Below are 24607 nucleotides of genomic sequence, written 5' to 3'. Positions count from 1 at the left end.
CCGGTCAGGCAGACCGTTGCCCCGGATGGAATTCGCTGCATGGCGACCCGACGGGCATGAAAAAAGGCCGACGGGTGAGTCACCCGTCGGCCTTCTGAGGGGGCGATGTACGTGTTACTGCACTTCGACCGCCAGGCTGTCGCTGATCTTCTTCTGCCAGATGGCTGGGCCGGTGATGTGCACCGATTCGCCTTTGCTATCGACCGCAACGGTCACTGGCATGTCCTTGACCTCGAACTCGTAGATCGCTTCCATCCCCAGCTCGGCGAAGGCCAAGACCTTGGATTTCTTGATCGCCTGGGCCACCAGGTAAGCAGCACCGCCGACGGCCATCAGGTAGACCGCCTTGTTGTCCTTGATCGCTTCGATGGCGGTCGGGCCGCGCTCGGATTTGCCGATCATGCCCAACAGGCCGGTCTGCTCGAGGATCTGGCGGGTGAACTTGTCCATCCGCGTGGCCGTGGTCGGGCCGGCCGGGCCCACCACTTCGTCGCCCACCGGATCGACCGGGCCGACGTAGTAGATGAAGCGACCCTTGAGGTCCACCGGCAAGGTTTCACCCTTGTTCAGCATTTCCACCATGCGCTTGTGCGCTGCGTCGCGACCGGTGAGCATCTTGCCGTTGAGCAGCACGGTTTCGCCCGGTTTCCAGCTCTGCACGTCTTCCGGGGTCAGGGTGTCGAGGTTCACACGACGAGCCGATGGGCCGGCTTCCCAGACGATTTCCGGGTAGGCGTCCAGCGGTGGCGCTTCCAGCGACGCCGGGCCGCTGCCGTCGAGCACGAAGTGGGCGTGACGGGTGGCGGCGCAGTTGGGGATCATGCACACCGGCAGGGAGGCGGCGTGGGTCGGGTAGTCCATGATCTTCACGTCGAGCACGGTGGTCAGGCCACCCAGGCCCTGGGCGCCGATGCCCAGTTGGTTGACCTTCTCGAACAGTTCCAGGCGCATCTCTTCGATACGGTTCTGCGGGCCGCGGGCCTTGAGCTCGTGGATGTCGATGGATTCCATCAACACTTCCTTGGCCATGACCGCGGCTTTTTCGGCGGTGCCGCCGATGCCAATACCGAGCATGCCCGGCGGGCACCAGCCGGCGCCCATGGTCGGAACGGTCTTGAGCACCCAGTCGACGATGGAATCGGACGGGTTGAGCATGGCCATCTTCGACTTGTTCTCGGAACCGCCGCCCTTGGCCGCCACGTCCACTTCCACGGTGTTACCCGGGACGATGGAGTAGTGGATGACCGCCGGGGTGTTGTCCTTGGTGTTTTTACGCGCGCCTGCCGGGTCGGCGAGGATGGATGCGCGCAGGACGTTTTCCGGCAGGTTGTAGGCGCGACGCACGCCCTCGTTGATCATGTCGTCCAGGCCCATGGTCGCGCCATCCCAACGCACGTCCATGCCCACGCGCACGAACACGGTCACGATGCCGGTGTCCTGGCAGATCGGCCGATGGCCGGTGGCGCACATGCGCGAGTTGATCAGGATCTGCGCCATGGAGTCACGGGCCGCCGGCGATTCTTCGCGCAGGTAGGCCTCGTGCATCGCCTGGATGAAATCCACGGGGTGGTAATAGGAAATGAACTGCAGGGCGTCGGCAACGCTCTGAATCAGGTCGTCTTGCTTGATCACGGTCATGAGTCGCGCTCCTCTCTAAGACGGGAACATTCAATAAGGTGCCAGCCGTTTGGGTGCATCGGTCGACGGACGGCACCTCTTAAGGCACGCCGGGCATGCTGGCGCGACGCTAAAAAGGCGCGGCAGTATATCGCAGGCAGGCACCCTGTGGGAGCGAGCTTGCTCGCGATCACAACGCAAAGGCGAGGTGAACGTGGAACCTGTGGCGAGGGAGCTTGCTCCCGCTGGGCTGCGTAGCGGCCCCAGGATTTTGCGGTCGCTACGCAACCGAGCGGGAGCAAGCTCCCTCGCCACAGGGACATCTGTAGCCTCAAACAAATGCGTCAATTTGGGCCATTGCTTTGACGCCATTTTTCTGCTCCAGAATTGAATGGTCATTTGCCCTACACGCCACTAAAGTGGCGTCTGGCCTGTAGCGTAGGACGCCTCCTGTCAGTTTCCTTTCCCATGGTGAGTCAACGATTGACCCATAACGCCATCCAACGTCTTTTGCTGAAACGCTTCGCCTTGGCAGCCGCGACTTACGCGCTGGCATTGGTGTTGTTGTGGCTGGCATTTTTCAGTGGTCATTACCTCGATTCGTTGCGCGATGTGATCATCGGCAGCGTGTTGGTGGTGCTGTGCCAGGCTGGGCTGTTCGCGCTGTTCATCACCGACCGCAACCTGCGGTTCGCCGACCCCAGCCTCACGGAAATACAAGTGTTGATCGGTCTTGGCTGGCAGACCTGGATGATGGCGCACCTGGACCAGGCCCGGGGCGTGTTCCTGGTGTTCTATGTGTTGATCCTGCTGTTCGGGCTGTTTCACCTGTCCCGCCGGGCCTTTTTGCGCTGTGCGACGCTGGTGTTCATCAGCTTCACCGGCATTACCTTGTGGGACGGCTACTTCTTTCGACTGCCCGACCCCACACTGGCCGGTTTGCAAGTGTGCGTGTTGTTCATTGTGTTGGTGTGGCTGGTGTTTTATGCCCGCTACGTCCAGACCTCCCGCCAACGCATGCGCCAGCGACGGTTTGCCCTGCAGGCGCACCAGGACACCTTGCGCGGCATGATGCGCCAGCTCGAAGACCTGGTGGCCACAGACGAATTGACCGGCCTGTTCAATCGCCGGCATTTCCTGCGCCTGGCGTCCCGTGAACTCAACACCCTCAGGCCGGGCGTCGCCCATGGCCTGGCCTTGATCGACCTCGACCATTTCAAGCGCATCAACGACCTGCACGGCCACGCCGCTGGGGATCAGGTGCTCCAGGCGTTTGCCGCCGTTGCCACGGCCTGCCTGCGCGAGGGCGACGTGTTGGCCCGTTACGGGGGCGAAGAATTCGTCATGCTGCTGCCCGCTTGCGACCCTTCGCGCCTGACGGCCTGCTGCGAGCGCTTGCGGTTGGCGTTTACCGAAGTCGAGCTGATCGGCCTTGAGGTCGGCCCCCTCAGCCTGTCGGCCGGTTTGACCTTGCTGGAGATCGGGGACGACCTGGACAACGCCTTGCAGCGTGCCGACCAGGCGTTGTACCGGGCCAAGCGAGACGGTCGCAATCGTTGTGCCGCCGCCTGGGAGAACGTCGATGCCTGAGCTGACAGTCGCCGGCCGGCACTGGACGGTGGAGGCGGGCAGTAACCTGCTGGACGCGTTGAATCAGTCCGGTGTGCCGGTGCCCTACAGTTGTCGCGCCGGCAGTTGCCATGCGTGCCTGGTGCAATGTGTGGGCGGCGATGTGCGCGACGGCCGGCCCGACGCCCTGAGCCCGGCGCAACGCGCCCAAGGCTGGCGACTGGCATGCCAGTGCCAGGTGGTCGAGGACGTGCAGATCCACACCTTCGACCCGCAGCGGGACGGCCAGGCCGCCCAGGTGGCCGCGGTGGATTGGCTGGGCCCTGATGTCCTGCGTTTGCGCGTCATCCCTGAGCGGGCGTTGCGTTACCAGGCCGGGCAACATCTGGTGCTGTGGGCCGGCGACGTGGCGCGGCCGTATTCCCTGGCGAGCCTGCCCGACGAAGACCGTTTTCTGGAATTTCACCTCGATTGCCGCGAGCCCGGCCAGTTCATCACTGCCGCCAGGCGCATGAAGGTCGGCGACCCGATCCGTCTTGGCGAACTGCGCGGCGGAGCCCTGCATTACAACCCCGACTGGCACGACAAGCCGCTGTGGTTGCTGGCCGCCGGCACCGGCCTGGCGCCGCTGTTCGGCCTCCTGCGCGAAGCCCTGCGCCAGCAACACCAAGGCGCGATTCGGCTCATTCACGTGGCCCATCATGAGACCGGGCATTACCTGGCCAAACCGTTGGCGGCGCTGGCCGCCAAGCATCAACACCTCACCGTTGAGCTGCTGACCACGGCCGAGGCGCCCCAAATGCTGGCGCAGCTACGGCTGGTTTCGCGACAAACCCAAGCGCTGGCCTGCGGCCATCCCGACCGGGTCGAGGCCTTTGCCAAGCGCCTGTACCTCGCCGGACTACCACGTAATCAACTGCTGGCTGATGTTTTCCTCACCCGCGAGAGCAGTGCAAGCTGACCCACCGCTTTCGCGAGCAAGCCCGCTCCCACAGGGGATTTGGGTTGGCTGATGAGTTTCAGATCAGCACCGACTCAGTGTGGGAGCGGGCTTGCTCGCGAAGACGGCGGCATATTCAACATCATTGCCAGCTGACCCACCGCTTTCGCGAGCAAGCCCGCTCCCACAGGGGATTTGGGTTGGCTGATGAGTTTCAGATCAGCATCGACTCAGTGTGGGAGCGGGCTTGCTCGCGAAGACGGCGGCACATTCAACATCATTGCCAGCTGACCCACCGCTATCGCGAGCAAGCCCGCTCCCACAGGGGATTTGGGGTGGCTGATGAGTTTCAGATCAGCATTGACTCAGTGTGGGAGCGGGCTTGCTCGCGAAGACGGCGGCACATTCAACATCATTGCCAGCTGACCCACCGCTTTCGCGAGCAAGCCCGCTCCCACAGGGGATTTGGGTTGGCTGATGAGTTTCAGATCAGCATCGACTCAGTGTGGGAGCGGGCTTGCTCGCGAAGACGGCGGCACATTCAACATCATTGCCAGCTGACCCACCGCTATCGCGAGCAAGCTCGCTCCCACAGGGGATTTGGGTTGGCTGATGAGTTTCAGATCAGCATCGACTCAGTGTGGGAGCGGGCTTGCTCGCGAAGACGGCGGCATATTCAACATCATTGCCAGCTGACCCACCGCTTTCGCGAGCAAGCCCGCTCCCACAGGGGATTTGGGGTGGCTGATGAGTTTCAGATCAGCATCGACTCAGTGTGGGAGCGGGCTTGCTCGCGAAGACGGCGGCACATTCAACATTATTGCTAGCTGACCCACCGCTATCGCGAGCAAGCTCGCTCCCACAGGGGATTTGGGTTGGCTGATGAGTTTCAGATCAGCACCGACTCAGTGTGGGAGCGGGCTTGCTCGCGAAGACGGCGGCACATTCAACATCATTGCCAGCTGACCCACCGCTTTCGCGAGCAAGCCCGCTCCCACAGGGGATTTGGGGTGGCTGATGAGTTTCAGATCAGCATCGACTCAGTGTGGGGGCGGGCTTGCTCGCGAAGACGGCGGCACATTCAACATCATTGCCAGCTGACCCACCGCTTTCGCGAGCAAGCCCGCTCCCACATTGGATGGGGGGCTCCGATTTTGTGACCACCGCCAAACCCTGTGGGAGCGAGCTTGCTCGCGATGGCGTCAGTCCAGGCCCGGCATATCCTCAGGCAGAAACCAAAAAGCCCCGCCATTCACATGGCAGGGCTTTTGTTTTTCAGCGGTCGGTCACTCAGACCATCGGGTCGCCAACGTGCAGGATTTTCATCCCGTTGGTGCCACCGATGGTGTGATAGCTGTCGCCCTTGGTGAGGATGACCCAATCACCGGTCTGCACCACGCCACGCTTGACCAGTTCATCCACCGCCGCCTGGCTGACTTCGCCCGGTTGCAGGGCTGCCGGGTCGAACGGCACGGTGTAGACGCCACGGAACATGGCGGCGCGGGCCTGGGTTCCACGGTGCGGGGAGAACGCGTAGATCGGCACCGAGGAGCGGATGCGCGACATGATCAGCGGCGTGTAGCCACTTTCGGTCAGGGCGATGATCGCCTTTACGCCCGGGAAGTGGTTGGCGGTGTACATCGTCGCCAGGGCGATGCTCTCGTCGCAACGCTCGAAGGTCTTGCCGATGCGGTGGCTGGAGGTCTTGCTGGTCGGGTGTTTTTCCGCGCCGATGCAGATACGCGCCATGGCTTGCACGGCTTCGAGCGGATAGAGACCGGCGGCGCTCTCGGCCGAGAGCATCACCGCGTCGGTGTAGTCGAGCACGGCGTTGGCTACGTCGGACACTTCGGCGCGGGTCGGCATCGGGTTCTGGATCATCGACTCCATCATCTGGGTCGCGACGATCACCGCTTTGTTGTGGCGGCGTGCGTGCAGGATGATCTTCTTCTGGATACCCACCAGTTCGGCGTCGCCGATTTCCACGCCCAGGTCGCCACGGGCCACCATCACGGCGTCGGAGGCCTTGATCAGGCCATCGAGGGTTTCGTCGTCGGCCACGGCTTCGGCGCGTTCGATCTTGGCCACCAGCCAGGCAGTACCGCCGGCTTCGTCGCGCAGTTGACGGGCGTATTCCATGTCGGCGGCGTCACGGGGGAAGGACACCGCGAGGTAGTCGACTTCCATCTCCGCAGCCAGCTTGATGTCGGCCTTGTCTTTTTCAGTCAGGGCCGGCGCCGTCAGGCCACCGCCGCGACGGTTGATGCCTTTGTGGTCCGACAGCGGGCCGCCGATGGTCACGGTGCAGTTCAGTTCGGTGGCGGTGGCGGTATCGACGCGCATCACCACGCGGCCGTCGTCGAGCAGCAGCTCGTCGCCCACGCCGCAGTCCTTGACCAGGTCCGGGTAGTCGATACCCACTACTTGCTGGTTGCCTTCGGTCAGCGGATGGCTGGTGGAGAAGGTGAATTTGTCACCGATCTTCAGCTCGATACGCTTGTTGGCGAATTTGGCGATACGGATCTTCGGGCCTTGCAGGTCACCCAGCAGGGCAACGAAACGGCCGTGCTTGGCCGCGAGGTCGCGTACCAGCTTGGCACGCGCCTTGTGCTCTTCGGGGGTGCCGTGGGAAAAGTTCAGGCGGGCAACGTCCAGGCCAGCCAGAATCAGCTGTTCGAGAACTTCCGGCGAATTACTGGCCGGGCCAAGGGTAGCGACGATTTTGGTGCGACGGACGGACATGCAAGACTCCTCAAGTTCAAGCGCCAGCGAAGGCTACTATGCTCTTTGGGTGTAGTCATTGTTCATATGCACTACTTTTTCGTTTGTTTTTCGAAATGAACATTCTTGAAAATTTTTGCGCCTCTTTAAAACCTGGCACAGGCTCTTGTGGCGAGGGAGCTTGCTCCCGTTGGGTTGCGAAGCGACCCCAAACAAGTTGAACCCGGGCTGCCTGATACACCGAGGGGCCAGGTTTCAGGGCTGCTGCGCAGCCCAGCGGGAGCAAGCTCCCTCGCCACGGGGATAGGTGCTTGCCGCCGTACTGTTTTCAGGCTGAAGATTTTTCCAGCCAGGTCGATACAGAGCTCAAGACAGGAGAACCTCCCATGCGATTCGTGCTTTTTGTTGCCCTGGCCCTGAGCGTCACGGGCTGCACCCGTTGGTCGATGAACCACCACATGAACCTGGCCTACAAGGCCTATGACCGCGGTAATTGCGAGCAAGTGATGCTCGAGTTGTCGCAAGTCGACCGCGCCAGCCGTGCCCGCCGCTACATGCAGCCGGAAGTCTCGATGCTGCGTGGCCAGTGCCTGGAGCGGCAGAAGCTGTTCATCGATGCGGCGCAAACCTACCAGTTCATCATCACCCAATACCCTAACAGCGAATACGCGTTCCGTGCCCGCGCCCGCCTCGAAACCTTGCAGAGCCTGGGTCATTACCCCACCCGCAGCGCCTCGGCAGTGCGCCCTACAGCGTCCTGATACCGCTCGTCAGATCCACGGCCAGGGGCAATCCCTGGCCACCTCCTTCTTGTACCGTTGGGGTAGATGAAAGGTGGGTGACCGGACTGGCTGTTGCCAAACCTTCAGCTATATTTGTACAAGTCGTATTAGAGTTAGATCTCTAATGTTGAGAAGCACCTGTGACCGGCAGAAAGTCTTAGCCAAGCACCTGAAGTGTCTGGCACCGAGATCGGGGAGAGCGGCCTGGCTTGGGTTCGTTCCGAAGTATTCGTTTACCCCTGTTCGGGGTCGTTGAAAAAGCGATACAAGACATGTACAAAAAAAGGCGAATCGAGCGGCACCAGTTGCCGTGTTTTTTGCGTGTGTTCAACGGCGTCAATGACAGGCCCATCGGTTTTTTGGGTAACGTCTCTGAAAGTGGCCTGATGCTGATCAGCCATTTGCCCTTGATGGTGGGGGCGGACTTTGAACTGCATTTGAAAATCCCTTCCGATGAGGGACCGCAGCAAAACATCAAGCTGACAGCCAATTGCCTGTGGTGCCGTGAAGACGTGACGCCGATGCATTTCGATGCCGGTTTCAGCTTGAAATGGGCGCCGCCGGAGTACGGGCAACTGATCAGTGCGTTGCAGCAATATTTCAGTTTTTATCCGTTGCCGGAATCGGCTTGATAGCTGGCCTGACTCTCGCGGGTATACCTCAATCCAACTGTGGGAGCGGGCTTGCTCGCGAAAGCGGCGGTTCAGCTTGCATCAATGCTGAATGTGCCGCCGCCTTCGCGAGCAAGCCCGCTCCCACAAGTTCTTCATACACCCTGTATGTCTATAGGTCGTTCGACCTTCAGCGCTGAACCTTCGCCTCGTTATCCAGCAACCGCTCCAGCAACAACACCCCCATCTCGCCCATCTGGTGAATCGCCAGGGCCAGGTTGCGCGGGGCGCCTTCCAGGTCTTCGGACAAATCCAGAATCAGCGTGCTCACCGAGCAGAAGGTTTCGTAAGTGTGCGCGAGCATGCCTTCGGGATCGGCGTCGGGGGCGACGATGAAGTAGTCCAGTTGTTTCGCAGTCTTCTGGTCGGGCTGGCCGTTGTTGGGCTTGAGGTAGTAGTCCAAGGCTCGTTGGGCGGCTTGGTCGAGCTTTTCGGGGGCGAGGGTTTCGTGGGGGAGAGCGGGTCGGTGTGGGGTGGATTGGGGGTTGGCTTGATCATATTCGTTTTTCCATGACTGACGCTGCCACCCGGTTCGCGACTAAACGAGGGGTGGCGGCTGGACGCAGGTTAGTCGACCGGTGGAAAAACGAAGCCCGGCGCGCCCGAGGGCGCCCTGCGAACAGCCACCATCAAGTGCGGGGATAGGGACCCGACTGGATGACGCTTGTGCACACCGTTCTTACCACCGGGCGACTAAACCCGATCGCTGGATATCAGCGACGCGAATCAAGTTACGGGGCGAGGCCAAGGCGCACAAGCCGGCGGATTCTGGCGGATCTGTAGTCCGTTACGCAAGGCGGTGTAGGCACCTGATGTTTCCTTGCGTCGGGCCCCGCCACTCGTCGGCACTGTTAGAACTAACAGGTGTTTAACGTCGCGAGATGAATATTCAATGAGGCCACGGAATACCCCGTCATATCGCCAGCCTTGTTAAGCGGAAACTACCGGAGTAGGCCATGTACACCGATGACGATATCGAAGAAGACGAGTCAGGCGAAAACGCAGAAGACACGCCCTCTAGTACGCTTAGAATCTTATCCCCATCAGGTTATATCCCTGAGTCAACATTTCTTGTTTCCGGGTACGGGGCTAGACCTGGGAGTAATACAATCTACATTGTGGATGTCAAAAACGCCGACAATAACCTGGGTATAAGTCGCGATATCAATGATGACGGTACTTGGACTGCGACAGCCACTATGCGAGATGAAGCAGATCTAACGTATTACGCTGCCCAAAAAACAAACGGACTTTCGCCGACGAAGACCGTCGTCAGGCGCCCGACTACGCTCACAAAACCCCAACCGAGCGAATTAGTGGGGCCCACTCAGGTTGTTTTTAGGGGTATATGCTTTCCGGGTGAACTTCCAACTGACCCGGGGATGCGCATCAGGGTGCTCGACGGTACAACTGAACTGGCCTCAGTGATTGCCGTAGGGCCAGCGACAACGTGGGAGGCTACATCAACTTTGATACTGCCCGGTAAAGTCCATACCGTGCGGGCTGAATATAAGGTTGCGAGCAGTCCCGTCCTGAGTCACACAAATTATTTAACTTTCGAAGTAATAGGCCTGCTGACTATCACCGCACCTACCGCTGATCAGGATATGCGTTTCACCGTATATGGAACAGGCGGGAAGCAAGGCGCTAGCGTGAAAGTGAGACTCGATCGTGCCGACACGGTGGTGGGGCAAGGTACTGTAGGCGCGAACGGTACTTGGAGTGCCTCGGTGCAGGTGTCGGAAGCCGGAACGGTTTCTCTGGTCGCTGAACAAAACTATCAGAACGTTCCGTCGGGGCCCGGTTTACCCCAAGCGTTCAGAGTCCGCCCCCCCAGGCTGACCGCCGTCACCGTGACAACCCCGACCGCAACTTCGGTGAAGTTCGAAGGCAGCGGCTATACCGGCGCAACCGTACAGATATCTGTGGTCAACGGGCCTGGTGGAGGGACACCGCCCGCTGCGCCCGTGAACGGTGGCAGGTGGGAAACCACGGTGACGAACTGGCCGTTTGGCCTATACAACCTGAGTGCAATACAGAAAGTCTCCGACAATGCCGGTGGCTGGATCGAATCGCAGCCCTACACCTTTAACGTCGACCTCAAGCTCCCAGGCCCGAGCGATGTCACCTATACAGACGTTTACCAACCCACCTTCTCGGGCAAAGGTTTGAACGGTGCCACGGTGAGGCTCTTTGACGCTGTCGACGATTCGAAGATTGCCCCCGACGCCCGTGTGGCCAGCGGAGAGTGGAGTACCAGGGCGCTCGCGGAGTGGGGCCCGACGTTCAAGCGCAGGGTGAAAGTGCTGCAATTCTGGGACGAGCAGGCCTCGCCGGATGCGATTGAAATCGAGGTCACCATCCCACCCGTGGCGCCGGTCATGAACCCGCCGGTCGAGAACGGTCTTTCGCCAAACCTCAGCGGAACGTGCTGGCCGGAGGCCGAGTTGAAGCTTACGTTCAGCGACAGTGCCATCGAACACATTGTTGATAACCACAACGGCTCCTGGAGCTTCCGCCGCGACGAGCCGTTTGCGCCTGAAATCACCCACACTGCAAGCCTTACCCAGTTCGCCGCGCAGCAAACGTCACTCCCTGCGATCAAAACGTTCGTGGTCGCCTTACCTATGCGTAAACCGGTCCTCACCTATCCCGAGCCGAATGACGAGGTCGGCCGCAACGTGACCATCCGCGGACGGGACGGCATGGCCGGGGCGACGATGCAATTGCGCGATGCTCAATTCGACAGGCCGTTGGGCCAGGCCAAGTTGTTGACCGCCGACGGCGAATGGTTCATCGAACTCGCCGATCTGGCGTTTCGTCGGTACACCATTGACGCGCAACAGACCCTCGAAGGGCGACCCTCCGAATACAGTGAACATCTGGCTTTTGAGGTGGTGCTGCTGCCCCCCGAATTCGACGAGCCGCAGCCCGGCGGCAGCCTGCCGCGTACTTCGGAGTTGTCCGGCAGGGGCATGCGGGGCGGGTTGGTTGATGTCTGGCTTCAGGGTGCAAGCGAACCGTTGCTCAAGGATGTTTTTATCGACAGCGATGGTCATTGGAAAGCCAAGGTGACCTTGCCGGTTGGCGAAACCACGATCCGCGCCGTGCAACGTTTTGAGGATCAAGTCTCTAAAGAAAGCCCATGGCTGACCTACGACGTGGTCCCCGCCGCCCCGTTCATTGAAACCCCGGCCGCGGACGAACACATCGGCCGGCGCGTCGTGGTGTCCGGTTTCGGCGTACCGGGGGACAGCGTGACGGTGAAGCTGGGCGACGCCGGGCGAACGGTGCTGGGCAGCAGCCCGGTGCTGGAGGATCGAACCTGGTCGCTGACGGTCACCTTCGATCAGCCTGGCGGTGCTTTTGGCCTGATGGCCGTGGCGTCGAGCGAGGGTTTCGATTCCGCCGACTCACCGGCACGAGCGGTGGTGTTGGGCACGTACCAGCCGTCCATTGAGGTGCCAGCGGCGGGGCGCTGGGTCGGTAACCCGGTGAGGTTCGAAGGGCAGGGCCGGGCGGGGATCGGTCATGTGGTGAGCTGGTTCAACCCGGATCGGGTGTGGGCGCCGGACCTGAGCGTCGCAAGCGGCCGCTGGCAGGGCGTAGCGCCGCAAGCGCTGCCCGATGGCCGCAACTGGTGCCGGTTCAGGCAAAGCATCACGGATGCTGTGGACGGTGCAACGACTTCCGATTGGGTCGAGAGCGAGCGCTTCGAAATGCTGTCACCGCCCGCCGGGCTCACTGTCGACGCCCGATGAATGGTCATGAGTACTGTCAGTTCTGACAGTAGACGGCCTGCGACTGCTGGCGCCAAATCTCTTTGACCAATGGCAAGGCCCGGGCGCTTGCTCAGGCATCGAAGGCCGTTATCGAATTCGAGGACTCGTCCATGGCTGATTCCCGCCCTGCCGTACAGCTACTGAACCAGGTATTCAGTGCCAATCAACTCAACCAATACGCGGCGCTTCAGACGTACCTCGAACAAGGCGGTTCGATCTTTCCGCTGGTGGAAAAGGGTGAGCGGGGGCTGATGAAGGATTATGGCTTGAGCCAGGCAGATGCCCGTCGGTTCCTGCGGCGGGCCAATAGCATGGCCATTTACCTACGGCGCCAATTCATCGAACACATCCTGCACGGTTCAGAAAAAAAACAGGCGTGGCAGCGTACGGGGTTGTTGTCGATGGTACAGGGGCCCAATTTCGAGCGCCTATTCGACCCCGAGTTCGAGCGTTCTTGCCCGCCCCAGGCGCTGGAATCGCTTGCCTCGCCGGTGGCGTACCTGATCGAGCTGATGAGGTGGATCGCTCAGCGTATCGAACCGGCCTCAAGCGATGTGCTCAAGCTACCCTTGCATGATCGGCGCAAGGACCTGAAACCGTTGGTCATCGATTTCAATGCGGTGCATCGGGCGGTGTCGTCGGTGGACATCATTGTCCCTGTGCTGGAAACCTTCATCAACGAACACGAGGGGCCAGCGGATATCGAACAGGCAATGATCGATGCGCGCTATCCCAATGGCCTTCCCTACTATCAACATTGGATCACCCTGGACACCGTTGCCCACCGCCATGGTCTGTCGGTGGGCAGTTTCGCCCAGCGGGTGGACCTCGCCTTTCCCTATTTCCTGCAAGCCCAGGCCTGGGACGCCAGCGCCGATCGCGCCCTGGCCCATGCATCGCGGCTGGGGCCTTACCAGCGTCGGTTACTCACGGAACCGCCGATCAAACTCGAGGATAAGGACAGCTTTTACCGGCAAAACTTCGGTGCCGACGGGCTGAGTTGGCAGAACCTCCATCAGGTACCGTTTTTTGGTGAACGAACCAAACTCGACACGCCAGGGCTTGAGGCCTTGTTGTCAGTACGCGGCTTCGCGCCGGTGCGCTCCACCAACGTGACCTACCCGGTTGCGACGCCTGGAGACGGCCCGGAAAGCGGGCGTTCCGGTTCGGTCTATATCAATGCCAATAGCCATCCGGGTGTCAGCATCATCAGCCAGGAAGGAGGCTCCTCGAGCTTTCACTGGCTTTCCGCGAACCCTGATAATGCTGCCGGGCTTCAGTGTTACGACCGGATGAACCGCAAAGTGCGTCTGGACCAATGGCTGGCGTTGCCGAGCGAGCAAGTGGATACAGTGCTGGTGGCTGCCATGAGGGCTGAAGTGCGCGGCGGTGCACCGGCCGGTTCCTGGTGGATAACGGACAACGTCGTGCACGCACTCGGGCTGTTCCAGTCGCTGCGTGAGCGCTATGGATGCCCGGTCAGCGACTTTGCCGTGTTTATCGACCAGTTGTCGGTCTACGGTCGCGCCGAGGTGCCGTCACAATTCGATCAGGTCTTCAACGACGAGGGTGATTATCGGGAGCCCTTGAAACTCGACAACGGGACGTTCCCCCTGTTGCCGGAACCCGGAGCGCCCGATCTGACGGTCACCCAGTTGTGCAGTGCCTTGGGCATCGATCTGCAGACTTACCAGTATCTGGCCCTGATGATCGCCGCAGCGCACGACATCACGGACGAGAGCCTGCCGCGCAACCTGGCGATTTTTTCCAGCTTTTACCGGCTGGTGAAGCTGCCGCGATTGTTGGGCATCACCCCGGTCGAGGGCGTGCTGATGCTGACGCTGCTGGGCGGGGAAACCTGGATCAAGGCGCTGGCGGGCGTTCCTCGGATCGACGCGACCCGAGGCGAGGCCCCGGACGTGCTGAACCTCATCCAGGCCATGCAATTGTGTGTGCAATGGTGCACCGATCGCGATCTGCCGGTGCTTTGGATGCTGCAGCACATCTCGGCGCCACAAGTGCTGGCCGCCACAGACGTCGAACACCAGTTGTTCAATCAGATATTCAACCTGTTGCCCGGTGCGCTGTTCACCGATGCGGCTGTGTTGATGGCCGGTGTGCCGCCGTTGACGGGCGCTAGTTGGCTGACTTTGTTGTGGAGCCTGGTCGATATTGACGGATTGGTGGTGACTCGTTCAGGAACGGAAGCCGAGTACCTGGCCTTTGCCCGGGAGGAGCTTGATAAAGCGGTAATCGATGGCCTCGGGGACAAATATGACGAGGAACGTCCGGCCTTTGTCGAGAAAATGCTCACCGTGTTGCTCCAGGCCAGGGACGCTCAGGTGGCGGTGGCCAAGGAGTCGCTGGCAGGTTACACGGGAGTCAGCGCCGATCAGGCGATCGAGGTCCTGGCATGGGCCAATGCGACGGTGTACAGGCTGTTGCATCTGGTGCTCGAACGTGATCGTTCAAACCTCGAAGATTCTGTGAAGGAGCGTGACGAACCGCTTGATCCCTGGCTCGTGCTGCTGGCCGATGTGCGTCGTCTCGCAGCCGTAGTGGCCAAGCTTGAGCTCAGCGCGCAACTGCTGCGCGACTACCTGGCCTACGGGTACAAAGCCTGGCTGGGCCAGGACGACAGTCATGAGTTCACGGTGCGCACGCTTTACTACCTGACTACGCTCACCCGTGCGTTTGAGTTGAGCGAACAACCCGCGCAGACGCTGCTCGATTATCTGCGCGAGGTCAATGCCCTGCCTTCGCCGTTGACGGGCGATGCATTGCGCCTGGCCCAACAAGCGGCGTCGATCCGTCTGGCCGGCTTTTTCGACTGGAGCGTGCAAGAGGTGCGCGAATGCATCAGCCGCATCGACCCAGCGCTCATGATCCTGAAAAACCTGACCCAACTGGATCTGCTGATGCGTGTCCGGGTATTGGCGGCTCAGACTGGCATGGATGCCTTGACGATCTTCCTGGTGGGTACTTTGCCGGAAGACGTGGACAAACCGGCCTACAAAGACGCCGCCGAACATGCCTTGCTGAGCCTGTCGGAGTCCGGTGTGCCGTCAATGGCCTTCACTGGGGATCTCAAACAACTCGTCACGATGACCTGCACCGTGGACAACACCGACGTGATTGCCAAGCCGGGCGAGAAGATCACCTTCACCGTCACACTCAAGGACCGCGACGGAAAAGCGTTAAGCGGCGTGATGGTTTATTGGAGCGTCGAGCTGGGGACCATTGTAAACAAGGAAACGGATGTCGATGGCACGGTTCAGGTGGATTTCTATCCGGGCAAAGTGATAGGTACGGACACCCCGCAATACTGGCTGGACCTGTTCGAGCGCGAATATGCCCCTACCATCCGGGTCAACGTCGATGCTTCAACCCTGCAATTTCCGCCGCCGCTCATGTCGAAGGTACCGCTGGGCCCCGTGCCCTATGGTCAAGAAGTCGAGCTCTTCGCCACGCTGATGGACCGTTATCAAAACATCGCGAGACAAAGCCTCGTGCGCTGGTTGGATCGAACCTCGGCAGACAGGGAGACCTCTCCATTGAAGTTTCGACCGAATCAATCCTATACCGATCAGGAGGGTGTGGCCCGAACGTTCGTTTCCAGTTCGGCGGGCGGTACGTTCGAGATCGGTGTCCTGACCGATGCCGGTGACAGTATCAGTAATTTCGAGCGCTTTACGTTTGCCGATGAGGAGCCAGCATCATGACACTGCACAGCATGAGCGAACTGTTCGAAAAGCGCCGTAATGCCCTGATCGAGTACTGCCTCGGGCAAGTTGGAAAAGGGGACGGGGATTCCAAATACAACTTCCTGCGAACCCCGGCGGACCTGTTCGAACTGCTGCGCATGGATCCGCTGGACAGTTACCCGGTCCAGAGTTCCTGGGTCGCCGAAGCGACGAGCTGCGCCCAGCAGTTCATCCATGCCGCCTATCGCAAGCTGGAGCCGGGCTATGAAGCGGTCGAATTCGACAAACGCGATCTGGCCACCTGGGAGCTCTACAGCAATTATCCGGATTGGGCGGCGCTGCAATTGATCACGCTTTACCCGGAAAACTTCATCACGCCTTTTGTACGGCAGCGCAAGACCAGCCTGTTCAAAACCCTGGAAAATAACCTCAACCAGGCGCACCTGAACATCGATTCGGTGCAGGCGGCCTTGCAGGACTACCTGCAGACGTTCGAACAGACCTGCAACCTGGACGTGCTCAGCAGCTATATGGACGGTACGCCCGAGCGGGCCGATTATTATTTTGTCGGCCGCCAACGTGTGCCACCTTTCCAATACTTCTGGCGCAAGGCTGAGGTCGAGCTGTCGCCCAGTTGCGTGGCTATCAACCCAGCGGCCTGGAGCGAATGGCTGCCGGTCGATACGCCCACGGGCGTAAGAATCCTGGATATCCGGCCGGTGTTCTGGAGTGGGCGGCTGTGCCTTGTATGGGCCGAATGGCAGGACAAGGTTGAAAGCGACGGTAGCGACATCAGCTTGCCGCACCGGTTGGAGATCAAGGTGGCTTTCATGAGCCAGAACGGCCAGTGGTCATCCCCGTTGAGCCTGCACAGTTCCGCGAGCGAGGCGGACCTAACGCCAGGAGCCAGGTTGATCGCCACCATCTGGGCCGATTATTCCCACCCCAAGGGCCGGTTGGGCGTCCTGTTGACGAACGACAAGACGAAGGACAAGGCAGAAGACGATGGTGGTGACGGTGTTCTCAAGGTGTTTGCGGTACGCGACGTGCTGTTCCGCCCCTTGGCCTGGGATGACGGGGGGTGGCTGGAGCAGGCGGCGAAGGTACGCTTTGTCGATGCCAACACGGTTCAGCATCCGCTGATGAATCAACCGAGGGTCAGTCCTTCCGTGGAAACGGCGGGCAGGTTGACGCCTTTTCTGGATCTGCAGGCGGTGGCGTTTCGCGTCGACAACGATGATGTTCTGTTTGTGCAGGGCTTCTTGAGACCTTCGGGGGAAACCGAAGGCCAAGATGAAACATTTGATTTAACGTTGGAACACGCAGAAACAGGAGATCAACGCTATGAAGACGAGCATCCAGTAGCCGGTGGCTGGAGTACCGACTGGCTGGTCTTCAGGCGGTCGAAGGGGTCGTGGGGTGACGCGACCTTTTCTTTCGGGACGAAAAAGGCCGGTTATGGACGTAAAAAATTCGTATTGGGTATTAGCAACGTCACGGCTTTTGCTCCGGTATCTCTGCTCAAGAACGGCCTCGATGCGGCGCAGTTCCTGTCGCTCAACCAGCCGGAACTGACGCTTAAATACACCCGCCTGAACTCGCTCTTCGGCCCGGAGCTGGTGCAACGTTCCAATGTTTCCGTCGATGCGGTACTCGACTGGGATACCCAGTTCCTGCCGGAACCGCCTCCCGGTACCGGGCCGATCAACGAGCCGAATGGCGCATTCGACGGTGCCAACGGTTTGTTTTTCTGGGAGCTGTTTTTTCATCTCCCGCATCTGGTCGCGGCGCGTCTGCGTGCCGAGGACCGTTTCCTGGAGTCGCAGAACTGGCTGCACTACCTGTTCGACCCGCAGGCGCCGGCCGACGCCACGCAACCCTTACCGCCGAATCCGAGACCCCTGTACTGGCGCTGCCGACCCTTGGCGGGCCCCGGCAACCTGGGCTGTGAAACCATGGCGCCTACCGACCCCGATGCCATCGCTTATTCGGCGCCGAAGCATTTTCAGATTCTGGTGTTCTGCGATTACGTTAAAAATCTGATTGCCTGGGGGGACTGGTATTACCGGCAACTCACCCGGGACAGCCTGGTGGCGGCCAAGCTGTGTTACGTCCAGGCCGAGTTTCTGATGGGCAAGGCGCCCTCGGTGCAGACGGTAAACCGTTGGGAAGCGGACACGGTAAACAGTCTCATGCACAAAAGTACCTCGCGACCGGCGCTCGAGCAGTTCGAGCGAAACCTGCCGTTCAGCTTGTCTGATTTCCCTGCTGCCGCCGAGGCGCCTCCGCAGCTTGGGCTGTTGGCGAACGATCCCTTTAAACCACCGATCAATGAACAGGTGCTGGCGCTGTATGACCTGCCCGGCCAGCGCCTGCATAACTTGCGCAGCAACCTCACCCTGGACGGCAAGCCATTGGACATTCCGCTGTTCAGTCCGCCCACGGATCCCAACCAATTGTTGCGTGATCTGGCAGCTGGAGGTGCCGGCGCTCCACGACCCATGGGCGGACGGCTGGTGGTCGGTGCGTTCCGTTGGCGCACGACTTTCGAAGTGGCGCTGCGGGCCGTGCAGACCCTGCAGGAACATGGTGAGCAGGTGCTGCGTTTGCTTGAGCGGCGGGACCAGATCGAACAGGAAGACATGCAGCAGAACTACCTGTTGGAGCTCGGGGCTTATGCCCAGACCATGCAGGAGCAGAGTCTCCTGCAGCTGCAAGAGACCAAGGCCGCGCTGGAGCAGAGCCAGGCCGTGGCGCAGGAGCGGGAAGACGCTTACAAGCGACTGTATGAGGAAAATGTGTCGGCGGTTGAATACAAGGTCATGGACAACCTGTACCGCTCAAAAATCCTCTCCACGACCTCGGCAAGCATCAGGCCCGGGGGGGCCGCAATTGCTGCGCTTGCCAATATTTTTGGTGTGGCCAACGGTGGGTTTCGCCTCGATAAAGTCTACGACGTGGCGTCTTTCGCCCTGGATATCGCCGCGGCGGTGCTGCAGATCGACGCCGAAAAACAGGCCACTACCGAGAGCTACCGTCGTCGACGGGAAGAATGGCAGTTGCAATGCGATCAGGCGAAGGCGGAGGTCCAGGCAATCGAGAAACAAGTCGCTGCGCAGAGCCATGCCGTGACGGCCGCCCAAACCAGCCTGGACCAGACGCTCATCGCCAACAGCCAAGCCCTGACGGTCTACAACTTCCTCAAGAAGCGGGCGACCAATGCCGAGCTGTACGGTTGGTTGCTGGGCCAGTTCAAGGCCTTGCACTATCAGGCCTACGATGCCGTGGTGAGTCTGTGCCTCAGCGCCCAGGCCTCGCTGAGTGCCGAAACCGGCGACTACGACACGCAGATTCCCTTGCCCCAGGTCTGGCTGGACAACCGTCACGGGCTGACGGCGGGCGAGCACCTGCGTGCGCATCTGATGCGCATGGAGCGTGAATATCTGCAACGCTTTGAGCGGCGGCTGGAGCTGGTCAAGACCATTTCCTTGCGCCAGTTGTTCGACGATGAAAACGATCCGCAGACGGGCATCGAAAGTTGGGAGGTAGCGCTGCAAGCGCTGCGTACCAAAGGCACCCTGGAGTTCAAGCTCACGCAACTGTTGTTCGATCGCGATTATCCGGGGCATTACTGCCGGCAAATCGATTCGGTCGAAGTCGACCTGCCTGTACTGACCGGACCTTACGACAATGTACGGGCGACGTTACGTCAGATCAGCAGCATGACGGCCACCAAGGCGTCTGTCCGCTCGGTGGATTACCTGCACCGTCCCGAGGAGGCGGTGGCGCCCACCGAGGTGCAGATCAACCTGCGCAGCGGCCAGCAGATCGCCTTGTCGCTGGGGATTGGCGATTCAGGCATGACGGCCCTGAAGCCCGAAGAAAGCCTGCTCAACCCCTTTGAAAACACCGGCGTGGTCTCGCGCTGGATGCTGACTTTCCCGCGACCGGGCAAAAAGCCGCAGTGCGACATGCTGCGCTCGTTGACGGACATCATCGTGCGGCTCCGTTACACCGCCAAGGCCGGTGAGTCGCCGTTTGCAAGGGCCGTCGAAGATCGGGTGACCGAGCTTGACCCCGGTGCTGCAGAGTGCACACCCGTCGAAGGAGCAGGCCGTCATGAGTAAGCCCATTATCCAGGCCAACGAAAGTCTCGTGCTCAACGGCGAGTTCAAGCAGGCGTTCACACACTGGAAAAAGGGGCCGATCAATCCGAACTGGTTGGGTACTGCGGATGAATCGTATGAAGGCGTGCCGATCCGCTTTTTAAAAGCCGGCAACAGGTCCTCGGTCAGTCAACTGTTGGCAGCGCCGAAAGCCCCGGCTGCCAATGCTCGTTATGCGCTCAGCTTCCTCTGTGAAATGCGGCATTCAGAAGCGGGAAGGTTGGTCGTCAAGGTGGACGGACAGCCCCATGAACAGGTCATTGCGCTGTTGCCCGGCGAACCTCGCGATGCGGTGCAGGATCAGGCACGGCTCAGGGAGGGGCAACCGTTGGTATTCCAGCCAATCTCATATGAAGAGGACCTGGACCTGCCATTCGAGGCGCATGACACCCTTGAAGTCAGTGTATTCAGCCCGCCCAACGCGGCTGGGGATCTCATTTCAAGCGTCTGCGTCACTCGCATCAACCTCCAGCTGCATCTTGAGCCGGCGGTGATGCGGATGCTCAGGCTGGACGAGCAATCGCTGAGCGCATCAGGACCTTTGTACATCTGTCTGGGGGCCTCGGGAGACTTGGCCCATCAGCTTGAGTTCGTCCCCGATCCGGACAATGCCTGGCTGGATACCCAAGCGGCATTGACCAGCGACGACAACCCACTGGGCGCGATTGTTGCGACACCAGCCTGGGGCGTGAATCATCCCTTGGCGTCAGCCTGGACGCTGGATTGCCCGTTGATCGGCGATCAGGACCCCTATCTGTTCTCGCTGAACCTGCTCAATCAGTACACCGCCGATCCTTATCCGGTGCAGGTGTCGCTCGGTCATCATCGGCTGGCATTTCATGACGTGCTCGAGGCGGCGTATTACCCGGTACTCGAATACAACCAGTCTGTGCGCCTTGGGGTCCAGGTCACCTCCTATTACACCGGCCAGCCCTTGAGCGGGCGCACCGTGAGCTGGAGTTCCACTATTCGGCAGATAAGAGATAGCGCCGAGACCGGCACGGACGGCTGGGCTTATTTTGACTGCCTGCCGACGCAGGCGGGGGATTTCGAGATCGAAGCGTCGGTCGAGAGTCCTTACTACGCCACGGGCGTGGTGACGCAAACCCTGGCGGTCCGGGTGCTGGCGACGGATCCGTGGAAGGAGGTGCAGGCGGTCGTCGAGGGAGAGCAAGCACCTTGGGAAGACAAGATCGGCTATCCCAATCGAGGGTCGGATTACCCGGTGGATCTGAAACTGCCAGCAGACAGTCCTTTGCAGGGGACGGCGCTGTCGTTGCACTGGAGCGGTGATTCCCATGAGCAACTGGGCGTCGTGGTCAGCCCGGCGCTTGAAACGCCGGTGCCGGTCACGGGTGCCGAACTGGCCTGGACCCTGACGAGCGAAGATTGCCTGGACGGTCAATTCGACCTGCAGTTGGTCTGCTCGAAACTGCTGCTGCCTTCACCGAAAAAATCCATGTCGCTGGCGCGTAATCTGGTCAAGGTTGGCGAGGTACGCGAGGCCAACAAGTTTCCCGTGGTAGACGAAAGCGAAAGCGTGCTGTTGCGGGTGCAAGTGGTGCACTTCACCGTCAGCGGCGACGGTGACCCCGTTGTTAATGCGCAGGTGCAATGGACGGTCGCCGCTGACCCGATTGCCAACGTCACCACGGGCTCCGGTGGTTGGGCCAGCGTGTGGTACACGCCGCAGAGCGCGGGGGACAAGGTGGTCGTCGCCAGCATCAAGGCCCATGGGGAGGCCGTTGCGGTGGAGCAGCCTTTCGATGTGAAAGCGATTGCGACCAGTCCTTGGAAAGATGAAGTCACGATTCGGCTGGATGACGTCGAAGTCCAACGCAATGGGCTCGGTGTGCTGTGCCGGCGTGGTCAGACACATAAGCTCAAAGTCGTGCCGAAATCCGGCAGCGCGTGGATCGGCCAAAACATCAGTTTGCACTGGCGTGGGGCCGACCCGGATATCGGATTGGTGCCCGCTGACCTTGGCACGCCCAAGCCTCTGGTGGCAGCCGGTACCGAATGGAATCTCGCCTCACAGGTGGGTACCAGTATCAGCAGTCTGTTTGAGCTGGAGCTACGTCTGGAGAGTGTTTCAGTCGTCAGGGAGCTGACCGGCCGATTGGTGGCCGAGGACCTGGCCGAAGAAATCAGCCTGAGACTCGATCAGATAATCGCCTCGCTGGATGCGCAGACGCTCTATCCATGCCTGGGAGCGCTGCACCGCTTCAGCGTTTTGCCTAATGCGCTGAGCCCGCTGGTGGGACTGGAGTCAACCCTGGCGTGGGCGGGGACGTCCGCCGAGGATTTGGGGGCCACGGTTCGACCCGCATTGAATCTTGCGCAACCGGTCCACGACGGCGGCGCGATCTGGGTGCTGGATTTTACCGCCAGCGAGCAACCGGGCCAGTTTTCCCTGGCGTGGGCAATACCCTCGCTGGATTTTGTCGCCACCGCGAAGCCGATGACGCTGGCCCATAACAAAGTCCGGATCCATGACTGGCGCGACTCACCGGTGGACCCGGTGGTGGGGCAGGAACCGGCGTGGCTGTGGGTTCAGGTGCTCTCTCACTTTACCGGGCGTGTGGTCGCCGGTGTTCCGGTGACATGGGCTGCGGACGGCTCCAGCAACGAGCCTACGAACGCCGATGGCTGGTCCGGTTTTGCCGTGGTCCCGGCAAGCGCCGCAGAGCAGGCCGTGAAGGCATCCGTGAGCAGTCCCTACGACGGCTATGAAGAGGAGCGGTTATTTGCGCTGACGGCACTGGCGGAGGATCCCTGGGCAGGGTTGATGGTTCAGTTTGATGGTGCACCGGCCGAACCTTGGGGGGAAAAGACCTATTTTCCGCGCCGTAAGGGCGAGCACGTGTTTGAGCTGACGGCCGCCGAGAACAGCCCTTTGTTTGAACGCGACTTGACACTGGGCATGACCGGGACCGGACCGACCGCGCTGGGAATCCGGTTTTTGCCAGAGGCCCTGGGCATGCCGCGCAGGTTTTCCAGAGAGGGATTGCAGTACATGTTCAAGGCCGACGATCTGAAAGATGGCAGCTTTGCCTTGCGCCTGGCATCGCAGCGTCTTGCCAGCTTGTCACCCGCCAATGCGATGTCGTTGGGGGAAGGTGAGCAAGTGCTGAAAATCAGATTTGACAGCAGTGTTTCTCAAACCCTGGATTGGGAGCAGGAACTCGTCGAACAGGTCACCGTGGTGTCCTCCATCAGCGGCAGGCCTATCGCCGGTGTGACCGTGATGTGGCGGAGTGATGACTTGGGGGGAGTGACCTCGGTGACCGACTACTACGGGGTGGCGCGAGTGCGTTTTGTTCCCACCACACCTGGCGCCGCCCAACTGACCGCGACGGTGGGGGAAGGGGAGCAACTGCAAACGGTGGCGTTGACCTACTTCCTGAATGAGCCACGGAAAATCCAGTCGCTGGGTAGCGATAAACCCAATGGTCATTTGGGGGAACTGGTTTCAGCGGTCGTGACCGTGGTATCGGCCATGACCGGCGAGCCTTTGCAAGACGTTGAAGTGATGTGGGAGTACCCCAACATCACGATTGCTTCAACGAGAACTGAAACCGATGGGCGAGCCCATGTGCAATTCAGATTGCCGGGGGTTCGTAAAGGTCTGTTGCAAGCCGTTGTCCCGGGTGGCTACGCGGGATGGGAGGTTGCCCTTATGGTGTTTGAACTGGTACCCAATGAAATGACCTGGCTCCAGGAGTTCAAGCCTTACGTCAATGGCGAACCGGTGAAGTGGCCTGACGTGGAACTGAATCTGGTCACAGGCGAAGTTTGCACGTTGACGCTCGACTACGAATACAGCTGGTTGATTGGTGATCCGGACGCCCAGATCCTTCTGGAATACAAGCCGGGCGAGGAAGCACAAGGTCTGGTTTTTGATCCGCCGTTAGGGCAGTTGGTGGTGATGGCGCAGGGCACGACGTCGTTGAGTTGGTCGATCACGGCCGACGAGACAGCGCAGAGCGGCACCTTTGTGTTGCAGTTCGGCATTCCTCTAATTGCAGAATTCCCCAAGTCCCCTCCGTTGCCCGGGAACGTCGTCGTGCATGAGCTTGACGTCAAGCTTGACGAGGTTTCGGTTGCTTTTGGGGGGGATGCCTACCCCTGTCATGGTGCCCGACACACATTGACAGTCCGATCGAAAGTTGCCGGTCAAGCGGCGAGCGAGCAGGTAAGACTGATATGGGACGGCGAGTCTGCGGAGAGTCTTGGTGTAATCGTCACTCCGCCATTGGACAGTCCTCAGTTTCTGACTCCTGAGGGCGTAACATGGCAGTTGAATTGTTCCGGTACGACTCGCAATGGAGAGTTTTCCTTGCGGATGCAGAAGGTGGATTCGGGGGATACGACTGAGCCATTGGCGTTGACGCTGGCGCACAATTTCGTGAGGGTCGAGCGTTGGGAAACGTTAGCGCCCAAAACGGAGAGTCCGCCGCCTGATCGCGTTAAATACATTCGTGCCCTCTCCAGATTTACCAATAGAGCGGCACCCAATGTTGCAATTCTGGTTGACGGCCAACCTTCCGAGCTCCGTACCGATGCTCGTGGCCAGGCCGAGAAATGGGAGTTTGGGGATGAGCATTTCTATTTGACGATCTACAACCAATACGATGGGAGCACCGTCTGATATT

Annotated in this window: 11 protein-coding genes; 8 read left to right on the top strand and 3 right to left on the bottom strand. The window is 60.2% G+C overall.

Features of this window, described 5'->3' with window-relative positions; genetic code table 11:
- Positions 1–114: 114 nt before the first annotated feature.
- Positions 115–1638: a fumarate hydratase gene (locus tag CD58_RS22850; protein ID WP_025215267.1), complete on the bottom strand. Its 1524-nt coding sequence runs from the start codon at positions 1636–1638 to the stop codon at positions 115–117.
- A 462-nt stretch (positions 1639–2100) separates the two neighbouring features.
- Between CD58_RS22850 and CD58_RS22845 the strand changes: the two genes are divergently transcribed.
- Together CD58_RS22845 and CD58_RS22840 are read left to right on the top strand one after the other, a co-directional pair.
- Positions 2101–3207: a sensor domain-containing diguanylate cyclase gene (locus CD58_RS22845; protein WP_025215266.1), complete on the top strand. Its 1107-nt coding sequence runs from the start codon at positions 2101–2103 to the stop codon at positions 3205–3207.
- Positions 3200–4147: an iron-sulfur-binding ferredoxin reductase gene (locus CD58_RS22840; RefSeq protein WP_025215265.1), complete on the top strand. Its 948-nt coding sequence runs from the start codon at positions 3200–3202 to the stop codon at positions 4145–4147. The genes CD58_RS22845 and CD58_RS22840 overlap by 8 nt, the downstream gene beginning before the upstream one ends.
- Before the next feature lie 1269 nt (positions 4148–5416).
- On the opposite strand, the gene pyk is transcribed toward CD58_RS22840, so the two are convergent.
- Positions 5417–6868, bottom strand: coding sequence for a pyruvate kinase (gene pyk / locus CD58_RS22835; RefSeq protein WP_025215264.1), 1452 nt, complete (start codon positions 6866–6868; stop codon positions 5417–5419).
- A 365-nt stretch (positions 6869–7233) separates the two neighbouring features.
- Between pyk and CD58_RS22830 the strand changes: the two genes are divergently transcribed.
- Both CD58_RS22830 and CD58_RS22825 read left to right on the top strand, forming a co-directional pair.
- Positions 7234–7608, top strand: a complete 375-nt coding sequence (locus tag CD58_RS22830; RefSeq protein ID WP_025215263.1) for a tetratricopeptide repeat protein — start codon at positions 7234–7236, stop codon at positions 7606–7608.
- A 293-nt stretch (positions 7609–7901) separates the two neighbouring features.
- Positions 7902–8261 (top strand): PilZ domain-containing protein, encoded by a 360-nt coding sequence (locus CD58_RS22825; protein WP_025215262.1) that lies wholly within the window; start codon positions 7902–7904, stop codon positions 8259–8261.
- Between the two features lie 169 nt (positions 8262–8430).
- Here CD58_RS22825 and CD58_RS22820 read toward each other — a convergent pair whose 3' ends face one another.
- The gene (locus CD58_RS22820; RefSeq protein ID WP_419178811.1) at positions 8431–8703 is read right to left on the bottom strand and encodes a DUF6124 family protein; all 273 of its coding nucleotides are present in this window, start codon (positions 8701–8703) and stop codon (positions 8431–8433) included.
- 1249 nt (positions 8704–9952) lie between these two features.
- Here CD58_RS22820 and CD58_RS22815 point away from each other — a divergent pair.
- The 4 genes from CD58_RS22815 to CD58_RS22800 all read left to right on the top strand — a co-directional run bounded on the left by CD58_RS22815 (position 9953) and on the right by CD58_RS22800 (position 24603).
- Complete coding sequence (locus CD58_RS22815; protein ID WP_235195281.1) at positions 9953–12061, top strand: hypothetical protein; 2109 nt, start codon at positions 9953–9955, stop codon at positions 12059–12061.
- 131 nt (positions 12062–12192) lie between these two features.
- The gene (locus CD58_RS22810; protein ID WP_025215260.1) at positions 12193–15804 is read left to right on the top strand and encodes a Tc toxin subunit A; all 3612 of its coding nucleotides are present in this window, start codon (positions 12193–12195) and stop codon (positions 15802–15804) included.
- The gene (locus CD58_RS22805; RefSeq protein ID WP_025215259.1) at positions 15801–19913 is read left to right on the top strand and encodes a neuraminidase-like domain-containing protein; all 4113 of its coding nucleotides are present in this window, start codon (positions 15801–15803) and stop codon (positions 19911–19913) included. Before CD58_RS22810 ends, CD58_RS22805 begins: the two co-directional genes overlap by 4 nt.
- Positions 19906–24603 carry an Ig-like domain-containing protein gene (locus tag CD58_RS22800; protein ID WP_025215258.1) on the top strand — a complete coding sequence of 1566 codons (4698 nt, stop codon included), beginning with the start codon at positions 19906–19908 and terminating at the stop codon, positions 24601–24603. The genes CD58_RS22805 and CD58_RS22800 overlap by 8 nt, the downstream gene beginning before the upstream one ends.
- Positions 24604–24607 lie beyond the last annotated feature (4 nt).

The sequence above is a fragment of the Pseudomonas brassicacearum genome, assembly GCF_000585995.1.
In the GTDB taxonomy this organism is placed as follows: Bacteria; Pseudomonadota; Gammaproteobacteria; order Pseudomonadales; family Pseudomonadaceae; genus Aquipseudomonas; species Aquipseudomonas brassicacearum_A.
The sequence above is the reverse complement of the archived record's forward strand: the minus strand, read 5'-3'. Positions and strand labels throughout refer to the sequence as shown.

What these genes read in the sequence shown, in the direction of transcription:
- CD58_RS22850 (WP_025215267.1), bottom strand. Translation starts at nt 1,638, where the DNA reads ATGACCGTGATCAAGCAAGACGACCTGATTCAGAGCGTTGCCGACGCC.
- CD58_RS22840 (WP_025215265.1), top strand. Translation starts at nt 3,200, where the DNA reads ATGCCTGAGCTGACAGTCGCCGGCCGGCACTGGACGGTGGAGGCGGGC.
- pyk (WP_025215264.1), bottom strand. Translation starts at nt 6,868, where the DNA reads ATGTCCGTCCGTCGCACCAAAATCGTCGCTACCCTTGGCCCGGCCAGT.
- CD58_RS22830 (WP_025215263.1), top strand. Translation starts at nt 7,234, where the DNA reads ATGCGATTCGTGCTTTTTGTTGCCCTGGCCCTGAGCGTCACGGGCTGC.
- CD58_RS22825 (WP_025215262.1), top strand. Translation starts at nt 7,902, where the DNA reads ATGTACAAAAAAAGGCGAATCGAGCGGCACCAGTTGCCGTGTTTTTTG.
- CD58_RS22810 (WP_025215260.1), top strand. Translation starts at nt 12,193, where the DNA reads ATGGCTGATTCCCGCCCTGCCGTACAGCTACTGAACCAGGTATTCAGT.
- CD58_RS22805 (WP_025215259.1), top strand. Translation starts at nt 15,801, where the DNA reads ATGACACTGCACAGCATGAGCGAACTGTTCGAAAAGCGCCGTAATGCC.
- CD58_RS22800 (WP_025215258.1), top strand. Translation starts at nt 19,906, where the DNA reads ATGAGTAAGCCCATTATCCAGGCCAACGAAAGTCTCGTGCTCAACGGC.